Below are 21,106 nucleotides of genomic sequence, written 5' to 3' on the forward strand. Positions count from 1 at the left end.
ATAAGGTCACACATTAGGAGGAAAGAAAATGCCTGCCCGATGCCGGTGCAGAGCAAGACCACAAATCATGGCGATTTTGGCGCAGCCGACCATGTGACGGCGCCGGAGACGACCAGGACGGCCGCGGCGACGATCGAGGCGAGGAAGAAATCGCCCGACGCCTGGGCCAATAATCCGGCCGCGATCGGGCCGATGATCTGGCCAAGACCGAACGAGGCGGTCATCAGGGCAAAGATACGCCGGGGCGACGCTGGGGCCTGCTGCCTGGCGGCCTGCAGGCCAAGTGCGGTGATGGCTATGAACGTGCCGCCGAGCAGCACGCCGCCAAGCAGCGGCCCTATGCGCCCGCCGGCGGCGACGCTCGCGGTCACGCCGACAACTTCGACCAAGCATCCCAAGGCATAGGCGGCATAAAGACCGATCCGCGCCGCTATCTTCTGCCACAGCCAGACCGNCTTCGACCAAGCATCCCAAGGCATAGGCGGCATAAAGACCGATCCGCGCCGCTATCTTCTGCCACAGCCAGACCGAAGGGAAACCGGCAAGACCGGCAACCATCCACACCACGGCCTCGAAGACGCGGCTGCCGCCGGCTTGGCGGACGATGGCGACGAGGAAGGTTGCCGTCACCACATAGCCGAAACCGAACAGGCCATAGGCGACGATCACCTTCATCAGCGACCGATCTTTCGGCAGCGCCGGTTCACGGCGGACCTCGCCGTTGGTGAGTGGACCCTGGTTCACCAGCAGCCCCACGACGACGAAGCCGCAAGCCGAAATCGCCCCCGACCACAGCCAGCCCTGCGCCCAGCCGGCATGCTCGGTGACCAGCACCGCCATCATCGCCGCCGATATCGCTATGCCAAGGCCGACACCGCCGAAATGCCAGGCCTGCAGGTCGCCGCGCCCCACCGCCGCGATATGGCTGAAAACGATGCTGGCCATGAACACCATGACGAAAGCGCTCGCTAGACCGGCTAGAAAACGGATGGCGACGAAGGCGGCCATGGCGTCGGTCAGCCCCATCCAGGCGGCCAGCACGGCGCTGGCGCCGAGGGCGCCCAGCATCAGCAAACGCTCGCGTCGATGCGCCCAGCTGCCCGCCGCCACCAACGCGCCAACCAGATAGCCCAGATAATTTGCCGAGGCGATCCAGCCGGCATCGGCCGGCGACAGATGCAGTTCCTCCATCATGCCAGGCAGGATTGGCGTGTAGACGAAGCGGCCTATGCCCATGGCGACGGCCATGGCGATCATGCCGGCGAAGGCGTAACGCAGCGCTGTCGATTGGGGCGAAGTCATTGCAGTGCACAATAGATGTGCGAGCGGGTGAAACAATCCGCCTCGTGTTGGGCCAGGGCCTTGTTCGTGATCGCGCGCTCAGCAGCGCTCGCCGAAACCGGCGCTCGGTGAAACAGTCTCATGCACGGTCCGGCGCGCTGTCAGCCGGAACGGCACATCACCGAGTTCGCGCTCCGACATCACATCCAGCGCGGGATGGGCAAGCGGATCGGTGAGCCAGCTCAGCGTATCGAAGTCGCAGCGCGTGTCACCCGGCGAATTGGCCGCGACCAGGGCCTTCAGCAACATGCTCAGCATTCCGGCTCCGTGTGCCTGTTTCGACCCGTAAAGTCTGCCGTTTCGATATCTCTTTCAATTGAGATTTCGGCCGGATCGGTTTAGAAAATCTCAAATGGCCATGCTCAACCGCGTTCATCTCAACGGCCTTCGCGCCGTGGAAACCGTCGCCCGTCTCGGCTCGCTCGCGACCGCCGCCGGCGAACTCAATGTTTCCGTCAGCGCCGTAAGCCAGCAGATCAGCCGCACCGAAAAACAGCTCGGCCAGGCACTCTTCGAGCGCACGACAAGCGGCCTCGTGCTGACCGAATTCGGCGCCGTCTTCGCGGCCCGCCTTGGCGCCGGATTTCGCGAGCTTGCCCAGGCCGTGGCACTGGCCGACGAAGCCAGCCAATGCACATTGGTTGTTTCGGCGGCACCGGCCTTTGCCTCCAAATGGCTACTGCCACGGCTGTCGCGGCACTTCGACAGACATCCCAACGTGCTGCTGCGTATCGACGCTTCGGTGCGGCTGGTCAATCTCGATCACTCGGACGTCGACATTGCCATCCGGCTTGGCGACGGCAAATGGCCGGGTGGAAGGGCGGAGTTGCTCTTGGCGCAGGAAGTCTTCCCGGTCTGCGCGCCCGGGATTGCCAGAAAACTGACGTCGATCGGTGACCTCGCCCAGACCTGCGCCATCACGGACGAGCGGGCGATGATCAACTGGGAAAGCTGGTTCGCGGCCGCCGGGGTTGAACCCGTCACCTTCCAGAAAGGCGCCCGCTTCACCGATCCGATGCTGTGCCTGGAATCGGCGATCGCCGGCCATGGCGTGATGCTAGGCTGGCAATTGCTTGCGGCCGATGCGCTGGCCGACGGGCGCCTGGTGGCGCCGTTCGGAATCCGCGCCCAGAGCGGCCTCGGCTACTGGCTGGTGACCTCCACCACAAAGGCCGAAAGCCGCAAGGTCCGGGACTTCAAGGCCTGGATCAAGGAGGAGATCGCGGCGACGATGGCGCGGTTCGGATCGTCGGTCGCCGAGCCCAGCGGCACGATCGCGGTGGAAAGCACCGCGGCACCGGTCTATGTTCAATCAGACATCCCAAGACGACAGGCAGGATCATGACCACACATTCGCGCGGCGTTTCCGCAACGATCGACCCGGTGAAGCTCGACAGGCTGGCGGAAGTCGCCATCAAGGTGGGGCTGCAATTGCAGCCCGGACAGGACCTGGTGCTGACATCGTCGATCGCGGCCCTGCCGCTGACCAGGCGCATCGTCGAACACGCTTACAGGGCCGGTGCCGGGCTGGTGACGCCGATCTTCAACGATGACGAGATGACGCTGGCGCGCTACCGCTTCGGCGCCGATGCTGGCTTCGACCACGCCGCCGGCTGGCTCTACGAAGGCATGGCGAAGGCCTTCTCCAACAACGCAGCCCGGCTTGCCGTGCGCGGCGAGGATCCGTCGCTCCTGTCGGCGCAGGATCCGGCGAAGGTGGCGCGCGCCAACAAGGCCAATTCGATGGCCTACCAGCCGGCGCTGGAGAAGATCACCGGCTTCGACATCAACTGGAACATCGTCGCCTATCCTGATCTCGCTTGGGCAAGGCAGGTTTTCCCCGGCGATGCCGACGACGTGGCGGTTGCGAAGCTCGCCGACGCCATCTTCGCCGCCTCGCGGGTGGATGTGGAAGACCCGATCGGCAACTGGACGGCGCACAATGCGGCGCTGCGCGGCCGCACCGAATGGCTCAACGGCCATAATTTTCATGCCCTGCATTTCACCGGACCGGGCACCGACCTGACGGTCGGGCTGGCGGACGGCCATGAGTGGATGGGCGGCGCCTCTACCGCCAAGAACGGCATCACCTGCAATCCCAACATCCCGACCGAGGAAGTTTTCACCACCCCCCATGCGCGGCGCGTCGAGGGCCATGTCTCCTCGACCAAGCCGCTGTCCTACCAGGGCACGCTGATCAATGACATCTCGGTGCGCTTCGAGGGCGGCAGGATCGTCGAGGCCAAGGCGTCGAAAGGTGAGGACGTCCTGAGGAAGGTGCTCGACACCGACGAGGGCGCGCGCCGCCTGGGCGAAGTGGCGCTGGTGCCGCATTCCTCGCCGATCTCGGCCAGCGGCCTGCTGTTTTTCAACACGCTGTTCGACGAAAACGCCGCATGCCACATCGCGCTCGGCCAATGCTATTCGAAATGCTTTGTCGAGGGCGCCTCGCTCAGCCAGGACGAAATCGCGGCGCGCGGCGGCAACAAGAGCTTCATCCATATCGACTGGATGATCGGGTCGGACAAGATCGACATTGACGGCGTCGCCAAGGATGGCGGCCGCGTGCCGGTGATGCGCAAGGGCGAGTGGGCCCAACGGGTCTAGCCAGCGGAGGTGTGATGGCCTTCGATATCGCAGTCAAGCGCGTCTACGAGACACCCGGGCAGGCCGATGGCCAGCGGGTGCTGGTGGATCGAATATGGCCGCGCGGCGTCGCCAAGAAGGATGCCGCGTTGACCCTGTGGCTGAAGGAGATCGCGCCGAGCGACGCGTTGCGCAAATGGTTCGGCCACGAGCCGGCGCGCTGGGCGGAGTTTCAGAAGCGGTACCGTGGCGAGTTGGATGCGAATGAAAAGACCGTGGCGCAACTGCGCGCGATGCTCGGCCGCGGCAAGGTGACGCTGCTCTATGGCGCCCATGACGAAGCGCATAACAATGCCGTCGCTTTGACGGGGTATTTGCGAGCCCACACGTAATATCGCGACGCCGGCGGGACAGCGGGGGGTGCAAAGGAGCGCGGTGAGAGTCGGTTCTATTTCCCGCCCACCGCCCCTTCATAAACATCCGGCTTGAAACCGACCAGAATTGTGTCGCCGACCTCCAGCACCGGCCGCTTGATCATTGTCGGCTTGGCCAGCATCAGCGCTTTCGCCTTCTTCTCGTCGAGGCCTTGCTTGTCCGCCTCCGGCAGTTCGCGAAACGTCGTGCTGCCCTTGTTGAGCAGCTTTTCCCAACCGACCTTGCCGACCCAGCTATCCAGCTTGCCCGCCTCGATCCCTTCGGCCCGATAGTCGTGGAAACGATAGGGAACCCCATGGCCCTCCAGCCAGACGCGCGCCTTCTTGATCGTGTCGCAATTGGTGATGCCGTACATGGTGGTCGTCAAGACGCGCTTTCCCTAGGCTGACAGTCGAATCTTTTTCGCAGCCTAAAACCGCCCTTTCCGCTTGGCCAGCAGCTTGGCCAGCATTACCGGAAACACTAAGGAAATTACCTAATTGTCGCTAACGGCTTTTTGACGACCCGGGACTTTCGATGACCCGCCTCCACCCGCGACAACCATGAAAATGGGTTCTTCGACGGCTGGGGCACCGTGGCGATGAACTTGCGCAGTATGTGAAAGACAATTTGAGCGCCCCCAGCGGCCAGAGGATCGCTCTGGCCGCCGTGCTCATTTTCAACCTTGCCGCAAAGAGAGCAAGTTAGGTAGGCCTGTTCCGGCCTCAGTAATAAAAGCGCTCTTCGGTGATCTTGCCGTTCTTGACCGTGTACAGGCCAACCTCATCCATGGTGACACGCTCGCCCGTGGCCTTGGGCGTTATGTCAAAGGTGAAGCGCACCGCGAACTGGTCGCCATTGACATAAGGGCCCTCTACCGAGCCGCCATGCACTTCGTGGTTCTCTTGCCACCACTGGCTTTTCTGCCTGAGGGCCTCCTTGCCATGGCTGACGGCCATTGGCCCTTCCATGGCTTCATAGCTGGCGATATCGTCGGCGTTGTATTTTTCGGCAGCACCATTGTTGTCTCCCTGCTTGAGGAGCTCGGTGAAATCCTTGGCAATTTCCGTAATGGTCATGGGTGTTCCTCCTGTTCAGACGCATTCGAAGTAGGGAAGCACTTGCTGGCCTGCCACCCCTGCCCGCACGACAGCTGACAAGGCGTGTCAGCACGATAGATATAGCGCGGCTATGTGACGACGATTTGAGGATCGGCGCATCAAATCGCACTCAGCGGCCGACATCCCGGGAAAACGTACCTCCTCAGTCCGCGCAAACTGTGCACAAGAACGAACTGCCGGGCGACAAAGCTGATTGGGCCGATAGGCCGTTGCGGGATAAGTTTCTGGTCATAGGCCAGCGTCAAATGTGGAACGAAACTGTCCGAAGCTTTGAGGCCCTCGCGCAACATTTCAGCGCCGGGTTTCCTGCTCAATTCACAAACCGGTCCGTCATCGGCGAGAAGCACGAAAGGATGCTTGGCCAAGGGCCCCTCGTTGCCGGGCAACCGGGAAAGCTCCCGAATGACGAAAGGGTGACCTCAAACTCAGACATCGCGATGCGCCGCCCCGATCGGGCGGCAGCAAAGATGATTCCGAAATCGAACTCGCCTTGGTACATCCGCATACCCCACGCGCCGTAGCGATGATGCCCGTGACCTTCAGAAAATCGTAAGATCGCCCCAGTCGGCATATTCGCGGCCGTTGCCGACTGCTTGTAGCCGCCGAACTATGCGGAGAGCATCGGGCAGTTGGCACCACGGCGCAGGCTGATATGCGCCACGTCGCCGACGTTGAATTGAAAGCCTTCGGCCTGGCGCGGGGCATCGATGACGACGGAGGTTCCCTGCCCGATCTGGGCATGAAGGCGCAACGTGCGACCGTGGAAGACAACCCCGCTCACCCGCGCCGGCGCGGTGCCGTCGGCTGCTTCGGCGGCCGCCAGCAAATCCTCCGGGCGCACGCCGATGGTACGTGTATCGCCCGCGGCCGGCGTCTCGCCATTGTCGGAGGTAGCCTCCAGCGGCAGGTCACCGGCGGCAAAGCGCAAACGCTCGCCATCTCGGCCGAGAAAGCGCGACTGCAGGAGATTCATCGTGCCGATGAAGCTGGCAACGAACTTGGTCGCGGGCCGGTCATAGAGTGTTGCCGGCGGCGCGATCTGCTCGATGCGGCCCTTGTTCATGACGACGATGCGGTCGGAAATCGATAGCGCCTCGGTCTGGTCGTGGGTGACCATGACGAAGGTGGTGCCTAGCCGCGACTGCAGCCGCTTCAGCTCAATCTGCATCTGTTCGCGCAAATGCGCGTCGAGCGCCGACAGCGGCTCATCGAGCAGCAGCACGCGCGGTTCGCAGACGATGGCGCGGGCGAGCGCGACGCGCTGGCGCTGGCCGCCCGAGAGTTCCAAAACGCGGGCGCGAAGCTTGTCGCCGAGACCGACCATGTCGAGGGCTTCACCGACGCGGTTTGCCTGCTCGGCACTGGTGAGTTTTCGCAGGGACAAGCCGAAGCCAACATTTTCGGCGACGTTCATATGCGGAAACAGCGCGTAGTCCTGAAACACGGTGTTGACCGGCCGGTCGAACGGCCTAAGGGCCGTGATGTCTCGGCCGTCGAGCAAGACTTTGCCGCTCGACGGGCTTTCGAAGCCGGCGATGACGCGCAGGCTGGTGGTCTTGCCGCAGCCCGACGGCCCGAGCAGCGTGATGAATTCGCCGCTGATAATGTCGAGGTCGACAGCATCGAGCCCGACGATGCCGCCTGGGAAAACCTTCGAGACGGCCTCAAGCCTGACGAGTGGATCAGGCGCCATCGCGAACCTCGGAGGGCTTCGTGGTGTTGACCCAGAGGATCTGGCATTGCTCGGCGCCGGGATTGCGGAAAGCGTGCAACAGCGTGCTCTTGAAGGCAAAACTGTCGCCGGTCTTCAGCCCGTATGTCGTCGAATCCACCACCAGTTCGACCTCGCCCGAAAGCACATAGCCGAACTCATGGCCGGCATGGGCGTAGGCTTCCGCCGTGCCGCCGCCGGCTTCCACCGTCACCAGCATGCCGGTGAGCGTCGCACCGGGCGGCGACAGCAGCGCCTTGGCGATGCCTTCCGATCTTACGGGAATCCCGCGGCGGCTGTTGGCGCGCACGCAATAGAGATCGTTGACGGCATCGTTGCCGTCGCCGATCAGCGCCGACGGCTCGATATCGAGTGCGGCGGCCAGCGGCCAGATCACCTTGACGCGCAGCGAGGACATGCCGCGCTCGATCTGGCTCAGCGCACCGATTGATACGCCGGCTTTTGCCGCCAGTTCGGCCAGCGACAGGCGGCGCTCAAGCCGCAGCGCCCGCACGCGCCGGCCGACGCGAACGTCGGCATCGTCCTTGGGTTTCTCGGCGGCTTCATCGACTATATCCATCCGTTGGTCCTTCGATTGCAGTCATCTGCGCCGACGGCTGAGAAGGCCGGCATCAGAGTAGGATCGTATCTTGCCGGAAGCCGGCGCCGCCCCTCATCGCCCTGCCGGGCACTTCTCCCCGTATAGTGACGGGGAGAAGTGGCTGCCCCCGCGTCGTCTTTCTTCCTGCAACGCTGGCGATTGGCGAAATCTGCGATGACAGCGCCCCTCTCCCCGTCCCTATACGGGGAGAGGATGCCCGTAGGCAGGTGAGGGGCAGCACCAGCATCGGCGATTGGCCCTCAGCCCCCCGCTTTCACCTTCTCGAACATCTTCGCCATATCGTCATTCTGTTTCATCGGTCCGGTGAAGATCGTGCTCTTCAGCATGACATCCGGGTCGGCCGGCAGCTGCAGCTTCTCCAGTTCCTCCTTCGACACGCCGGCGAAAGCAGTGCTCAGCGAACTGCCATAGCCGTAGGACTGGATCAGGAACTTGCCCGAATCGGCGTCGAGCCGGCTGTTGATGAAGTCATAGGCGAGATCGACATTCTTGGCGTCCTTCAGCATGACGAAGCCGCAGGCCCAGGTCAGCATGCCTTCTTTCGGCTTCATGAATTCGACCGGCACGCCCTGTTTCTTCAGCGAGGTGGCCGACGCGTTCCAGGTCATGGCGGCGACCAGCTGGCCGCTGGCCAGCGCCTGTTCGACCGAGGTCATGTCGGTGGTGTAGTTGGAGAGCAGCGGACGCTGTTCGCGCAGTTTTGCCGCGACCTTGTCCATCTGAGCAGGCGTCATGTCGAACGGATTGACGCCAGCCAGAAGCGCGGCAACAATCGGCGTATCGTGCACGGCGTCGATGGTCGCCATGCGGCCGGCATATTGCTTGTCCCACAGAAGGTTCCAGCTGGCCTCGGGGTTCTTCACCAGATCGGTGCGGTAGAGGATCGAGGTGTTGCCCCAGTCCCATGGCACCATCCACACCTTGCCGTCGCCCGCCTGCAGATCAGGCAGGTTCTTGAATACCGGGAAGATCGAATCCCAGTTTTTGATGCGCTTGGTGTCGATCGGCTGCAGCAGGCCTTCCTTGTTCCAGCGCGCCACCTTGTCGTAGCAGGGATGGGCAATGTCGGGACGGAAGCCGGCCTTGACCTTGGTGAAGGCGTCGTCGTCGTCACCGAAGATAGAGGCCTCGACGCCGTCCGGGTGGGCGGCAAGAAAACTCTTGTTGAAATCGGGCAGTTCGTAGCCCGACCAGGTGAAATATTGCAGCTTTTCGGCGGCCAGCGCCACGGTTGACGACAGTGCGAGCGCCAGTGCGGCAAGGCCGGCCCGGGCCTTGTGCCCTGATATCGATTTCAGGTGGAATGCCATTTTCGTTCTCCTCTCATTGTTGTGGTCAGGCTGGATTGCGGCGCGCGGCTCCGAGCCCGCGATGGCGCAGGATCTCGGCGGTGCCGGCGATGATGAAGGATACGGCCAGAATCACCGTTCCGAGCGCCATGACGGTCGGCAGCGAGCGGGGGAAGCGTAGCTGGCTCCAGATATAGAGCGGCAGGGTCGGCTCGGTGCCGGCAAGGAAGAAGACGACGATGAATTCGTCGAAGGAGATCAGGAAGGCGAGCATGAAGGCCGACAGCACGGCAGGCAGGCTGAGCGGCAGCATCACCCGCCGGAACGTCGTCCAGTCGGTGGCGCCGAGGTCGAGCGCCGCCTCGCGAATGGTTTTCGGGATGGCGGCGAAACGGCTGCGCATGATCACCACCGTGGTCGGCAGGGCCACGAGGATATGGCCGAGGACGATGGCGACGCGTGATGGCCCGAGGCCGATGAGGTTGACCAGGATCAGCAGCGATATGCCGACGATGACGCCGGGGATGAGGATCGGCAGCCGGGCGATGGCGCTGATGGTGGTTGCCAATGGCGAGCGGCCGTAGAGGTCCATGTAGGAAACGGTGATGCCGCACAGCGTGGCGCCGGAAGCCGCGATGACGCCGATGACGAGGCTGTTCAACAGCGCGCCCGACAGCGCCGGGTTCCCATAAAGCGTCTCGTACCATTGCAGCGTAAACCCCTGCAGCGGGAACGCCGCCTGGATGGAATCGTTGAAGGAAAACAGCGGGATCAGCAGTACCGGCAGATAGAGGAAGACGAGATAGGCAAGGACGTAGAGGGCGAGCCAGCGGCCATCCCGTTTCGTACCTGCGCGTTCGGCTTTCATGTGCGGCTGCCAAATCTGCGGTCGGCGCCGCGTGCGACCAGCACCACGACCAGGATGACCAGCATGACGCAGACCGAAAGCGCCGCGCCGAACGACCAGTCATTGGCCTTGCCGAACTGCGACTGGATCAGCGTGCCGATCATGGTGCTGGCCGGGCCGCCGACCATAGCGGGAGTGACATAGTCGCCGACCGTCGGTACGAAGACGACGAGCGCCGCGGCCAGCACGCCTGGCATTGAATTGGGCAGCACGACGCGGCGGAAAGCGGTGAATGGCCGCGCGCCGAGGTCGGAAGCGGCTTCGAGCAGCGATTTCGGGATGGTGTCCAGCGCCACATAGATCGGCAGGATGGCGAAAGGCGCATAAGCATGGGCGAGCGTGACGACCACCGCCGCCGGCGTATTCAGAAAGGCCAATGTCGGCTGGGACCAGATGCCGCTTTCGATCAGCGCCGAGTTCAGCACGCCATTATAGGCAAGCACGATCTTCCAGGCGAAGACGCGCAGCAGGTAGCTGGTCCAGAACGGCAGCGTCACCAGGAACAAGAGCAGGCCGCGCCGCCGCCCGGCGTGGAAAGCGAGATAGTATGCGACGGGATAGGCCGTGACGACTGTTGCCAGCGTCACCAGGCTGGCGATGACCAGCGAGCGCAGCGTCACCGTCCAGTAAAGCGGATCGGTGGCCACGGCGACGAAGTTTGCGATGGTCAACCCAACGCCGAGCAGCGAGCCGTCATTGCCGCGGAAGGCGAGAAACAGCACCAGGCCAAGCGCAAACAGGATCAGCAGGAAAGTGACCAACGCGCCCGGCAGCAGCATGGCGAGCCGGAAGCCCGATGAAGAGCGAGCCTCCTGCGCTTGTGTTGCAACGACGGTCGACATCGACCTGCTCACCGAGATTTGAAATTGTCTAAGACTTTTTCATATTCATGAAATCTGTCAAGCGGAATCCCGATGACGGGATGGTTGTGCTCAACGTCTCACCGAGGCCGTCGCGACAGAGGTTGAATGCACCGCAAGCAAATCCATCGAGGTTTCATGCTCTTGAAAAATCCCGCCACTTCTCTCCTGCACATGACAGACCGGTCGCCGCGAATCCGGGATTTCGCAACCAAAAACACAGCACCTTTGATCACCATCGGTGGGATAGACCTTTGCAAGGATTCCGGTGAAAGTGCCGCGCCGACCCGGCACGGCCGTATCTTTCGATGATCAAAGGAGCGCACACATGACCAACCCGACACATCTGCCCGCTGAAGGCCTTTTTGTCGGCCGCGCCAAAAGCGCCTCGCACCCCCTGGTGGTCACCGTGCGCGACGGCACCGTCTTCGACATCACATCGAGCGCGGCGCCCACCGTGCGCGACGTCTGCGAACTGGCCGACCCGGCCGGCCACGTGCGCTCAGCCAGGGGCAAGCCGATCGGCTCGCTCGACGACATCGCGGCCAACAGTTTTGCGGCCAAACGCGATCCGGCAAAACCCTATCTCCTCTCCCCGGTCGACCTGCAGGCGGTCAAGGCATCGGGCGTGACGTTCGTCGTCAGCCTGCTCGAGCGGGTGATCGAGGAACAGGCGCGCGGTTCGGCTGACAAGGCGGACGCCATCCGCGCCGACATTGCCGGGCTGATCGGCCATGACCTGTCGAAGCTCAAGCCCGGTTCGCCCGAAGCGATGGAGATCAAGGCCAAGCTGATTTCGCGCGGCGCCTGGTCGCAATATCTGGAAGTGGGCATCGGCCCGGATGCCGAGATCTTCACCAAGTGCCAGCCGATGGCCTCGGTCGGCTTCGGCGCCGATGTCGGCCTCCACCCGGTGTCGACCTGGAACAATCCGGAGCCGGAGATCGCCATGATCGCCGCCGCGAGCGGCAGGATCGTCGGCGCCACCATCGGCAACGACGTCAATCTGCGCGACGTCGAGGGGCGTTCGGCGCTGCTGCTCGGCAAGGCCAAGGACAACAACGCCTCGGCCTCGCTTGGCCCCTTCATCCGGCTGTTCGACGACACGTTCTCTATCGCCGACGTGAAGCAGGCCGTCGTGCGCCTCAAGGTGGAGGGTGAGGACGGGTTTTCGCTGGAGGGGGCAAGCTCGATGGCCGAGATCAGCCGCTCGCCGGAGGAGCTTGTTGCCGCGGCGATGGGGCCGCACCACCAGTATCCCGACGGGTTGGCGCTCTATCTCGGCACGATGTTCGTGCCGTCGAAGGATCGCGGCGAAAAGGGCAAGGGTTTTACGCACAAGGTCGGCGACATCGTTACCATCTCGTCGGATAAATTCGGCGCGCTGGTTAACCGCGTGCGGCTGTCGCCCGATTGTCCGCACTGGATCTATGGCGCCAGCCATTTGATGCGCGACCTGGCCAAGGCCGGCCTGCTCTAGGCGGCTCTTGGGGTTCTCGCCCCAAGTGACCGCCCAGACATGATCGGGACAGTCCGCCCGGTTGAGCTCTCGGCGACAATCATCCGACTGCCCCGGAAAAATCATCCCGACTGATGCGATCTGATGGGGTCGCTGATGGCGCCGCGTCAGGCGCCAACTACATCTGCAGATGGAGGCTTGCCATTCGCCGAAAAAGGGAATGCTCTTAGGCATCCGAGCGGCGCTGGCAAAAAGACGCAATCCGGCTGAAGCCGGAACAAGGGACGGATCATCTTCAACCGGGAGGAAATCAAATGCTGACGAGACTAAGACTTGTGCTCTACGGCCTGCTGATCGCGCTGACGGTCATTCCGGCAGCCGCGCAGGCCAAGACGTTCTACTGGATTTCACATGGCGGGCCGGCCGACCCGGTCTGGACCTACTTCCTCGCAGGCGCCAAGCAATGGGCCAAGGACACCGGCAACACCGTCAACACCTCGTTCCACAATGGCGACGTCGCCTCGCAGCAGGAGGCGGTCCGCGCCGCCCTCTCGGCCAAGGCCGACGGCATCGTCACCACCAGCCCCGATCCGGGCAGCCTGGTCGAGATCGTCAAGGAAGCGCGCGCGGCCAACGTCCCGATCATCAACTTCAACACGCCCGATCCCAAGGCCAATTTCAACGCCTATGTCGGCGGCGACAACGTCACTTTCGGCAAGCACTGGGCGCAGTATCTGGTCGACAAGGGCCTGGTGAAGAAGGGCGACTTCGTCTGGATGCCGGTCGAGATCCCCGGCGCCACCTACGGCGTGCAGGAAGAGGAAGGCATCAAGAGCGTCTTCGGCCCACTCGGCATCACCTATGAAGTGACCGAAGCGACGCTCGACCAGGCCGAGGTGATCAACCGCATGGTCGACTACCTCACCGCCCACAAGGGCAAGGTCAAAGCCATCATCGGCCTGGGCGACCTCGTAACCGGTTCGATCAAGCGCGTGTTCGACCAGGTCGGCGTCAAGCCGGGCGAAATCCCGGTGGTCGGCTGGGGCAACTCGCTCGACACCACCCAGGAAGTGCTGAACGGCTATGTCAATGCCGGCCAGTGGCAGGATCCGCAGGCGACCAGCTATGTGGCGCTGTCGCTCGCCAACATGGCGGCCAGCGGCATTCCGCCGGGCTTCAACGTCATCACCGGCGCCCTCTATGAGAAGGACACCGCGGCGGTGTACGACAAGATCCTGTCCGGCAAATAATCCGCGATCCCCTGGCGCCGCGCGTTTTCGCACGGCGCCAGATATCTTCCTGCGCCGTGGCTCATCCACCCGATGCGGTGGAGCCCGCGGCCCGTCCCAACCATGTCGCGGGTTCCCAGTGGAAAATCATTCGCTCATCCAACGCCTGATCGCGCGGCCGGAATTCGGACCCTTCATTCTGCTCATCGTGGAGATTGCCGTTTTCTGGGGTTTCAACCACGACTTCCTGTCGCCGCAGAACATTTCCAATACGCTGGCCTTCACGGTCGAGCTCGGCCTGATCGCGCTGGCGATGACGCTGCTGATGACGTCGGGTGAATTCGACCTTTCCGTCGGGTCCCTGTTCGGCTTCTCGCCGGTGCTGATGTGGACGCTGTTCAATGCCGGCGTCACCTCGCTGGAAATAGGCTTCCTTGTCGCGCTGGTGGTTGCCGCCTTGATCGGCCTGGTCAATGGCTGGTTCGTCACGCAGCTCAAGATCCCGTCCTTCCTGGTGACGCTCGGCATGCTGCTCGTGGTGCGCGGCAGCGCGCTTTTCATCACCGACGGGTTTCCGCAGCGCACCTGGAGTGCCGAAGGCAGCTGGCTGGCGGAGGCTCTGGTCGGCGACTTCTTCATCGGGCCGTTCCGCATCTACATGTCGCTGTTTTGGTTCATCGCCGCGGCGATTGCGCTCGGCTATGTCCTGACGCAAAGCCGGACCGGCAACTGGATCCAGGCGGCGGGCGGCAATCCCAACGCGGCGCGTGCCCGCGGCGTCAATGTCAATCGTGTCAAGGTCGGCCTGTTCGTCCTGTCGTCGGTCATGGCCTCGCTTGCCGGCGTCATCTCATCGCTGCGCACATCCGCCGCCAACCCCAACAGCGGTACCGGCTACGAGCTCGAGGTAATCGCCATGGTGGTGATCGGCGGCACCGCACTCACCGGCGGGCGCGGCACCATCATCGGCACCGTGCTCGGTATCCTGATTCTGCGCGTGATGCGCAACGGCATCGTGCTGGTCGGCGTGCCCGGCCTTGCCTACAACATCTTCATCGGCGCGATCATCCTTGGCATGATGGCGTTGCACTCATGGCTGGAACGCCGGCACCAGGCGGGGACTTGAATCATGGCCGAGCCATTGATCCGCATGCACAACATCCGCAAGTCCTACGGCCGCGTCCAGGCGCTGGTGGACGCCAATTTCCATGTCAACGAGCGTGAGATCGTCGGCCTGCTCGGCGACAATGGCGCCGGCAAATCGACGCTGATCAAGGTTCTCTCCGGCGCGGTGCCGCTGACCAGCGGCGATATCTTCATCCGCGGCAAGAAGGTCACCTTGCGCGATACCAGCGACGCCATCGCCCACGGCATCGAGACCATCTACCAGGACTCCGCCCTGGTCACGCAACTGTCGATCGCGCGCAACCTGTTCCTGGGTCGAGAACCGATCAAACCGCCGCGCTTCCTCAACCGCATGGACCAGGACGCCATGAACACGGTGGCCCGCGATCTGCTCAAACAGGTCGGCATCTCCAAGAACATCCCGCCAACGACGCCGATCGGTTCGCTCTCCGGCGGCGAGCGGCAGGCGGTGGCGATCGCGCGCGCCATGCATTTCGACAGCGACCTGATCATCCTCGACGAACCGACCAACAATCTCGGCGTGGCCGAGACCCAAGGCGTGCTCAGCTTCGTGCGCAACGCCCGCGATTCCGGCCACTCCTGCATCTTCATCGCGCACAATATCCACCATGTCTTCCAGGTGGTCGACCGCATCGTCGTCATGCGCAGGGGCAAGGTGGTCGCCGACGACATCGATCCGAAGACGACAACCGTGACTGAAGTCGAGCGCATCATCACCGGCATGTCGGACAAGGACATCCGCGACGCCCTCGCCGACGGCAAGCCGGCGCACTGAGGACGTACGGATCGACGTGTAGGGCTGCGGCATGAAGGCTACCGTCTCCGACATCGCCAGGAACTGCGGGCTGTCGACCGCCACGGTCGACAGGGTGCTCAACAATCGGCCCGGAGCGAGTGCCGCCAACCGGCAACGCGTCATGGAGGCCGCCAAGCAGCTCGGCTATCTGCCGGTCGCCGACCAGGTGACGCTTCCCTCGAAGCCGGCAAACCTCGAATTCTTCCTGCCGATCGGCTCGAACGACTTCATGCACGACCTGGCAAAGCACATCGAGGACTACGCCTCGCGCTTGCCATTGGTGGCGTCCTGCCGGATTCACAATCTCGCCGGTATCTCGCCCAATGCCTTGCAGAACGCGGTCGAAAAGCTGTCGCTGCGCGCCAACGGCGTCGGTGTCATCGCGGTCGATCATCCCAGGACACGCAACATCCTGCGCGACATGGTGGAGGCCGGCATCCGCCTGGTGACGCTGGTGTCCGATATTCCGGCCGCACCTCGCTCGGCCTATGTCGGCATCGACAACCGCGTGGCGGGACGGACCGCGGCACTTTTGATGGGACGCTTCCTCGGCGGCCGCGAGGGGCAGCTGGCGATGGTCGTCGGCTCGCGTTCCTATCGCGGCCATGAAGAGCGCGAAATGGGCTTCCGCTCCGTGCTTGGCGAGGAGTTTCCCAACCTCACCGTCAGCAGCGCCGTCGAGATCAATGACGAGCCCGATGCCAGCTATGCGGCAACCATGAAAGCGTTGCGCAACGAGCCGGAACTGCTCGGCATCTATTGCGTCGGCGCCGGGCGCTCCGGCATTGCCAAGGCGATCCGGGAAACCAGGCCCAACCGCAAGCCGGTGTTCATCTGCCACGACCTGACAAGGGAGACACGCGGCTACCTCGTCGACGACCTCGCCGACGTCGTCATCGACCAGAACGCCAGGCTGATCGCGGAGCAGTCGGTCATCCAACTGCTCGGCTCGATCGCATCATCGGCGCCCTATCTCACCCGCAAATTCATCGAGCCGCGACTGATCTTCCGGGAAAACGTGCCCGTGCAGTGATATCCCGCATCTCCTGGTGAACCTGACCGCCCCGGCAAATCTGCACAGCAGCTATGCACAATTCATTGTTGCCGAATCATTGGGCAACTCGTAGGTTCTGGTTGTCGGCCATCTACTCCTCCCAGATGCGATGCCGACGCTGAATGGGGTGCACCTCCTCCCGCGCCACATTCGAAATCGAGCCCGCTGCCACCTCCTCCCGGCAGCGGGCTTTTTTCGTTCGGTCAATGGGAGATACGGTGCGGTCTGGTGAGATACCGTCCAGCCTGCAGGGCAGCCAAGCATCGTCGGTCACGCGACCGCAAATCACCAGCCACGGCAATACTTAACCGGCGGCAGTGCCCCGGAAGGAAACGATCAGTCCTTCAGCCATCCGCACGAACTGCGTGCTCGGGCCCTCGGCACCGACGGTCTGCACGCTGACCCGCGCGCCTTCAAACAGCAGCGACAGCGTATCGGCGAGAAGCTCGGCCTGGCCGATGCCGGCATCCCGGCAGAGCCCGACCAGGCGTTCGCGCTGGGCTTCCTTGAGTTCCTTGATGACGCGCCTTGCCGGATGATCGGGTTCGGTCAGCTCGGCGGCGGCGTTGGCCATGTCGCAGCCACGGCCGTCGGTGTTGAGCATGGCGGCGGCCTTGCGAACCCAGGCATGAAGTTGAGCGAGTTTGTCGCCCGGATGCTCGGCCTCGAACGTTTCCCACATCGCGCCGGCTTTCAGTGCGTTGGCGCGCAGGCATTCGACGATCAGTTCGTCCTTGGATTCGAAGTGACGATAGAGCGTCATCTTGTTCGTGCCGGCAGCCTCGGTGATGGCGTCGACGCCGACGCCCTTGATGCCGTGCTTGTGGAACATGTCACGCGCCGTCTCCAGAATCCGATCCCGGGGACGAGAGCGCTCCACGACGCCATCTGTCATCATGATCTCCTTTCGTTTCCAAAAAACCCTCGGCCACCTCTTGACTAGGGTGTTACCGGTCTGTAACTTCCAGAATGTTACTTACTGGTAACACCTATAGCGTCCGTCGTCAATAACAAGGTCGTGAACTGGTCCTACCAGATCAGATGGACAAAAAGATTGCCAATCATGCGGCCTCGGCCGGTGAAGAGATGAAAAAACGGTTCGCGAGCATGGGCTGCGAATCGACAGACAAGGAGCCGGCCAATGCCACAGCGCCGCGATCTTACCATAGATGAGGCCGTCCGGGATCCGATGATCCGGCTGGTCATGAAAGCAGATGGGGTCGACCCCCGCGCGTTCGAGAACATGTTGCGCTCGCTTGCCGATGGGCAGCGTCGCGAGGTGCCGTTGCTGCGTTCACAGGAAGGGTCCCGGGACGGGCGCGGCCAGTTATCCAGGGTCGCCAGCGCCTTCGGGCGGGCAAGAGCGGCCGGAGAGGCGTGCGTGTCGTGGTAAACTTTTTCATCCATCGTCCGATCTTCGCCTCGGCGATCGCCATCATCATGGTGCTCGCCGGCACGATTTGTTATTTCCTGCTGCCCGTCTCGCAGTTCCCCGACATCACACCGCCGCAAGTCGTGGTCAGCGCCCACTATCCGGGCGCCAGCGCGCAAGTGGTGGCAGACACGGTGACGACGCCGCTGGAGCAGCAGATCAACGGCGTGCAAGGCATGACCTACATGTCCTCGACGAGCTCCAATGACGGCTCGTCGACCATCACCATCACCTTCGATGTCGGCTATTCCCTGAGCACGGCCGCCGTCGACGTCCAGAACCGCGTCTCGCAGGCGGCCTCGTCGCTGCCGGCGATCGTCAACCAGGGCGGCGTGACGATCAAGAAGCAGAACCCGAACTTCGTGCTCATCGTCAACCTGACCTCGCCCGACCATTCGGTCGATCCGGTGGCGCTCTCCAACCTTGCCTATCTGCAGGTGGTGGACCCGCTGAAGCGGCTGCCTGGTGTCGGCGACGTGCAGATTTTCGGCGAACGGCGCTATTCGATGCGCGTCTGGCTCGATCCGGACAAGCTCGCCAATCTCGGCATCACCGCCGTCGATGTGCAAAATGCCATCGCCGAACAGAACGTCCAGGTGGCGGCCGGCAAGATCGGCCAGTCGCCGGCGCCCGCCGGCACCGCATTCGAGATGCAGGTCAACGCCGTCGGCCGGTTGAGCGACCCGAAGGAATTCGGCGACATCGTCGTGCGTGCCAACACTGATACCGGTTCGCTGGTGCGGCTGCGCGACGTCGCCCGTATCGAGCTTGGCGCCCTGCAATATTCGTCCTCGGCCTTTTTCGGCAAGGACCCGACCGTGGTGCTCGCCGTCTATCAGATGCCCGGCTCCAACGCGCTCGATCTGCAGCAGCGCGTCAAGGACAAGATGCAGGAACTTTCGGCCCGTTTTCCCAAGGGCGTCGACTATGCGATGCACTACGATACGACGCGCTTCGTCTCGGCCTCGATGCATGACGTGCTGATCACGCTCGGCGAAGCCCTGGTGCTCGTCGTCGCCGTGGTGTTCATCTTCCTACAGAGCTGGCGAACGACCATCATTCCGACCATTGCCATTCCGGTGTCGCTGGTGGCGACGCTTGTCATCATGGAGATGATGGGTTTCTCGCTCAACATGCTCTCGCTGCTCGGCATGGTGCTGGCGATCGGCCTTGTTGTCGACGATGCCATCGTCGTGGTCGAGAATGTCGAACGACAGCTCGAGGCCGGACTGAAACCACTGGCGGCGACAAAGGCCGCCATGGCCGAGGTCACCGGCCCGATCATTGCGACCACCGCCGTGCTGATGGCGGTGTTCGTGCCGGTTGCCTTCATTCCCGGCGTTTCCGGCAAGCTATACAACCAGTTCGCGCTGACGGTGGCGATCTCTGTCGGCATCTCCGCCTTCAACTCGCTGACGCTTAGCCCGGCGCTCAGTGCAGCCTTCCTGCGCCATCGCGGCGAAACGCAATTCTTCCTGTTCCGCTGGTTCAATACGGGCTTCGACAGACTGTCGCATGCGTATGCCCATGGCGTGCGCATCCTTATCCGGCTGCGCTGGATCATGCTTGGCCTGTTCGCGGCCGGCCTGGTCGCCACCTACTTCGTCTGGCAAAAGCTGCCCTCGACCTTCCTTCCGGTTGAGGACCAGGGTTATTTCTTCGTCGTCATCCAGCTGCCCGACGGCGCTTCGCTGGAGCGTACCGATGCGGTGGCCCAGAAGGCGCGCGACATCCTGCAGGCGACGCCAGGCGTCGACATCGTCGGCTCGATCAGCGGCCTGAACTTCCTCACCAGCGCGGCGCAGTCGAACTCGGCGGTCGAGTTCGCCATCCTCAAGCCGTGGGAGGAGCGTGGCCCCGACCAGAGCGCCTCGAAGCTCGTCGGCGACGTGCGTGGCAAGCTGATGCAGATTCCTGAAGCTTTCGCGCTCTCCTTCGATCCGCCCTCGATCCCCGGCATCGGCACCACGGGCGGCTTCGAATTCGTCGTCGAGGACCTCACCGGCCGCGGCAGCACGGCCCTCAACGACGCCACGCAAGCGGTGATCGCCGAGGCCCGCAAGCAGCCTGAAATCAATCCGCAGCAACTGTTTTCGCCGTTCTCGACCTCGACGCCACAGTTCAACTACGATCTCGACCGCGCCAAGGCGAAGCTGCTCGGTCTCAACCTGCCCGACGTCTTCAACACGCTGCAGATCTATCTCGGCTCGCTCTACGTGAACGACTTCAACCTGTTTGGCCGCACCTTCCGGGTGACCATCCAGGCCGACAAGGATTCACGTGCCGGTGCAACCGACATTTCACGGCTCTATGTGCGCAATGCTTCCGGCGGCATGGTGCCGCTCAGCACGCTGGGAAAGCTGGTGCCGTTCGTCGGCCCGGAAACCGTGCCGCATTACAACAACAACGCCTCGGCCACCATCAATGGCGGCGCCGCTCCCGGCTTCTCGTCGGGCCAGGCGGTCGCCGCCATGGAACGGGCCGCGGCAACCGCGCTGCCCAGGGATTTCGGTTTCGAATGGACCGGAATCACTTTCCAGGAGCTCAAGGCGGGGTCGATCGCGTCGGTGGTCTTTGCCCTCGCCATCGTCTTCGTCTTCCTGATCCTGGCGGCGCAGTACGAGAGCTGGGCAATGCCGTTCATGGTGCTGCTGGCGGTGCCGCTCGCCCTGTTCGGCGCGTTCGCCGCACTTTGGGTGCGCGGCATGCAGATCGACGTCTATTCGCAGATCGGCTTCGTCATGCTGATCGGCCTTGCGGCCAAGAATGCGATCCTGATCGTCGAGTTCGCAAGACGGCGGCGCGAGGAAGGCCTCAGCATCGTCGAGGCTTCAATGGAGGCCGCCCGGCTGAGACTGCGGCCGATCCTGATGACCGCGTTTGCCTTCATCCTAGGCGTGGTGCCGCTGATGATCGCCACCGGTGCGGGTGCCGCCAGCCGCCAGTCCATCGGCACCACCGTGTTCGGCGGCATGGTCGCCGCGACCATCCTGTCGCTGGTGTTCGTGCCGGTCTTCTACGCGGTCATCGAACAGCTGCGCGAACGGCGCGGCGGCGACGAGCCCGCTTCTCAACACACTGAACCAACGGCCAAACCCGCCTTCCCCCCCTTGGCGGAAGCGGCCGAATAATATTGGAG

18 protein-coding genes and 1 pseudogene are annotated in these 21,106 nt (G+C 63.1%); 9 read left to right on the forward strand and 10 right to left on the reverse strand.

All coding sequences use genetic code 11. The annotated features are described in order from the left end of the window. Window positions 1-65: 65 nt before the first annotated feature. Window positions 66-1,302 (reverse strand): annotated as a pseudogene (locus tag X739_RS0134260) (YbfB/YjiJ family MFS transporter). A gap of 78 nt (window positions 1,303-1,380) precedes the next feature. Continuing rightward, window positions 1,381-1,599 carry a hypothetical protein gene (locus tag X739_RS153535; RefSeq protein ID WP_023782203.1) on the reverse strand — a complete coding sequence of 73 codons (219 nt, stop codon included), beginning with the start codon at window positions 1,597-1,599 and terminating at the stop codon, window positions 1,381-1,383. 94 nt (window positions 1,600-1,693) lie between these two features. Here X739_RS153535 and X739_RS153530 point away from each other — a divergent pair, with 94 nt between their 5' ends. From X739_RS153530 to X739_RS153520, 3 genes are read left to right on the forward strand one after another with little or no spacing between them, the layout of a single operon-like run. Beyond that, complete coding sequence (locus X739_RS153530; RefSeq protein WP_023771018.1) at window positions 1,694-2,686, forward strand: LysR substrate-binding domain-containing protein; 993 nt, start codon at window positions 1,694-1,696, stop codon at window positions 2,684-2,686. After that, window positions 2,683-3,948 (forward strand): aminopeptidase, encoded by a 1,266-nt coding sequence (locus X739_RS153525; protein WP_023794603.1) that lies wholly within the window; start codon window positions 2,683-2,685, stop codon window positions 3,946-3,948. The genes X739_RS153530 and X739_RS153525 overlap by 4 nt, the downstream gene beginning before the upstream one ends. A gap of 14 nt (window positions 3,949-3,962) precedes the next feature. Further along, window positions 3,963-4,319 (forward strand): DUF488 domain-containing protein, encoded by a 357-nt coding sequence (locus X739_RS153520; protein WP_023782206.1) that lies wholly within the window; start codon window positions 3,963-3,965, stop codon window positions 4,317-4,319. A gap of 56 nt (window positions 4,320-4,375) precedes the next feature. Here X739_RS153520 and X739_RS153515 read toward each other — a convergent pair whose 3' ends face one another. The 7 genes from X739_RS153515 to X739_RS153480 all read right to left on the reverse strand — a co-directional run bounded on the left by X739_RS153515 (window position 4,376) and on the right by X739_RS153480 (window position 10,833). Then, window positions 4,376-4,729, reverse strand: coding sequence for an ArsC family reductase (locus X739_RS153515; RefSeq protein ID WP_023771021.1), 354 nt, complete (start codon window positions 4,727-4,729; stop codon window positions 4,376-4,378). Window positions 4,730-5,066: 337 nt separating this feature from the next. Further along, window positions 5,067-5,420 (reverse strand): SnoaL-like domain-containing protein, encoded by a 354-nt coding sequence (locus X739_RS153510; protein WP_023771022.1) that lies wholly within the window; start codon window positions 5,418-5,420, stop codon window positions 5,067-5,069. A gap of 649 nt (window positions 5,421-6,069) precedes the next feature. Next, a complete protein-coding gene (locus X739_RS153500; protein ID WP_023782208.1) occupies window positions 6,070-7,155 on the reverse strand; it encodes an ABC transporter ATP-binding protein in 1,086 nt (361 codons plus the stop codon). Then, window positions 7,145-7,753, reverse strand: a complete 609-nt coding sequence (locus tag X739_RS153495) for a cupin domain-containing protein (protein WP_023782209.1) — start codon at window positions 7,751-7,753, stop codon at window positions 7,145-7,147. Before X739_RS153495 ends, X739_RS153500 begins: the two co-directional genes overlap by 11 nt. A 281-nt stretch (window positions 7,754-8,034) precedes the next feature. Then, window positions 8,035-9,105: an ABC transporter substrate-binding protein gene (locus tag X739_RS153490; protein ID WP_023771026.1), complete on the reverse strand. Its 1,071-nt coding sequence runs from the start codon at window positions 9,103-9,105 to the stop codon at window positions 8,035-8,037. A 25-nt stretch (window positions 9,106-9,130) separates the two neighbouring features. After that, window positions 9,131-9,952 carry an ABC transporter permease gene (locus X739_RS153485; RefSeq protein ID WP_023771027.1) on the reverse strand — a complete coding sequence of 274 codons (822 nt, stop codon included), beginning with the start codon at window positions 9,950-9,952 and terminating at the stop codon, window positions 9,131-9,133. Then, the gene (locus X739_RS153480; protein WP_023794604.1) at window positions 9,949-10,833 is read right to left on the reverse strand and encodes an ABC transporter permease; all 885 of its coding nucleotides are present in this window, start codon (window positions 10,831-10,833) and stop codon (window positions 9,949-9,951) included. The genes X739_RS153485 and X739_RS153480 overlap by 4 nt, the downstream gene beginning before the upstream one ends. A 346-nt stretch (window positions 10,834-11,179) precedes the next feature. Here X739_RS153480 and X739_RS153475 point away from each other — a divergent pair, with 346 nt between their 5' ends. From X739_RS153475 to X739_RS153455, 5 genes are all read left to right on the forward strand, one after another. After that, window positions 11,180-12,331, forward strand: a complete 1,152-nt coding sequence (locus X739_RS153475) for a fumarylacetoacetate hydrolase family protein (RefSeq protein WP_023794605.1) — start codon at window positions 11,180-11,182, stop codon at window positions 12,329-12,331. A gap of 293 nt (window positions 12,332-12,624) precedes the next feature. Further along, the gene (locus X739_RS153470; protein ID WP_023794606.1) at window positions 12,625-13,560 is read left to right on the forward strand and encodes a substrate-binding domain-containing protein; all 936 of its coding nucleotides are present in this window, start codon (window positions 12,625-12,627) and stop codon (window positions 13,558-13,560) included. Window positions 13,561-13,678: 118 nt separating this feature from the next. Then, window positions 13,679-14,665, forward strand: a complete 987-nt coding sequence (locus X739_RS153465; protein WP_023794607.1) for an ABC transporter permease — start codon at window positions 13,679-13,681, stop codon at window positions 14,663-14,665. A gap of 3 nt (window positions 14,666-14,668) precedes the next feature. Then, complete coding sequence (locus X739_RS153460; protein ID WP_015318877.1) at window positions 14,669-15,460, forward strand: ATP-binding cassette domain-containing protein; 792 nt, start codon at window positions 14,669-14,671, stop codon at window positions 15,458-15,460. A 31-nt stretch (window positions 15,461-15,491) separates the two neighbouring features. Further along, entirely contained in the window at window positions 15,492-16,514 is a 1,023-nt protein-coding gene (locus tag X739_RS153455) for a LacI family DNA-binding transcriptional regulator (RefSeq protein WP_023782213.1), read from the forward strand. A 325-nt stretch (window positions 16,515-16,839) separates the two neighbouring features. Here X739_RS153455 and X739_RS153450 read toward each other — a convergent pair whose 3' ends face one another. Continuing rightward, complete coding sequence (locus X739_RS153450) at window positions 16,840-17,430, reverse strand: TetR/AcrR family transcriptional regulator (RefSeq protein WP_015318879.1); 591 nt, start codon at window positions 17,428-17,430, stop codon at window positions 16,840-16,842. A gap of 491 nt (window positions 17,431-17,921) precedes the next feature. On the opposite strand from X739_RS153450, the gene X739_RS153440 reads away from it, so the two are divergent. After that, window positions 17,922-21,098: a multidrug efflux RND transporter permease subunit gene (locus tag X739_RS153440; RefSeq protein ID WP_023794609.1), complete on the forward strand. Its 3,177-nt coding sequence runs from the start codon at window positions 17,922-17,924 to the stop codon at window positions 21,096-21,098. Window positions 21,099-21,106 lie beyond the last annotated feature (8 nt).

This window comes from Mesorhizobium sp. LNHC209A00 (assembly GCF_000502915.1).
Lineage (GTDB): Bacteria > Pseudomonadota > Alphaproteobacteria > Rhizobiales > Rhizobiaceae > Mesorhizobium.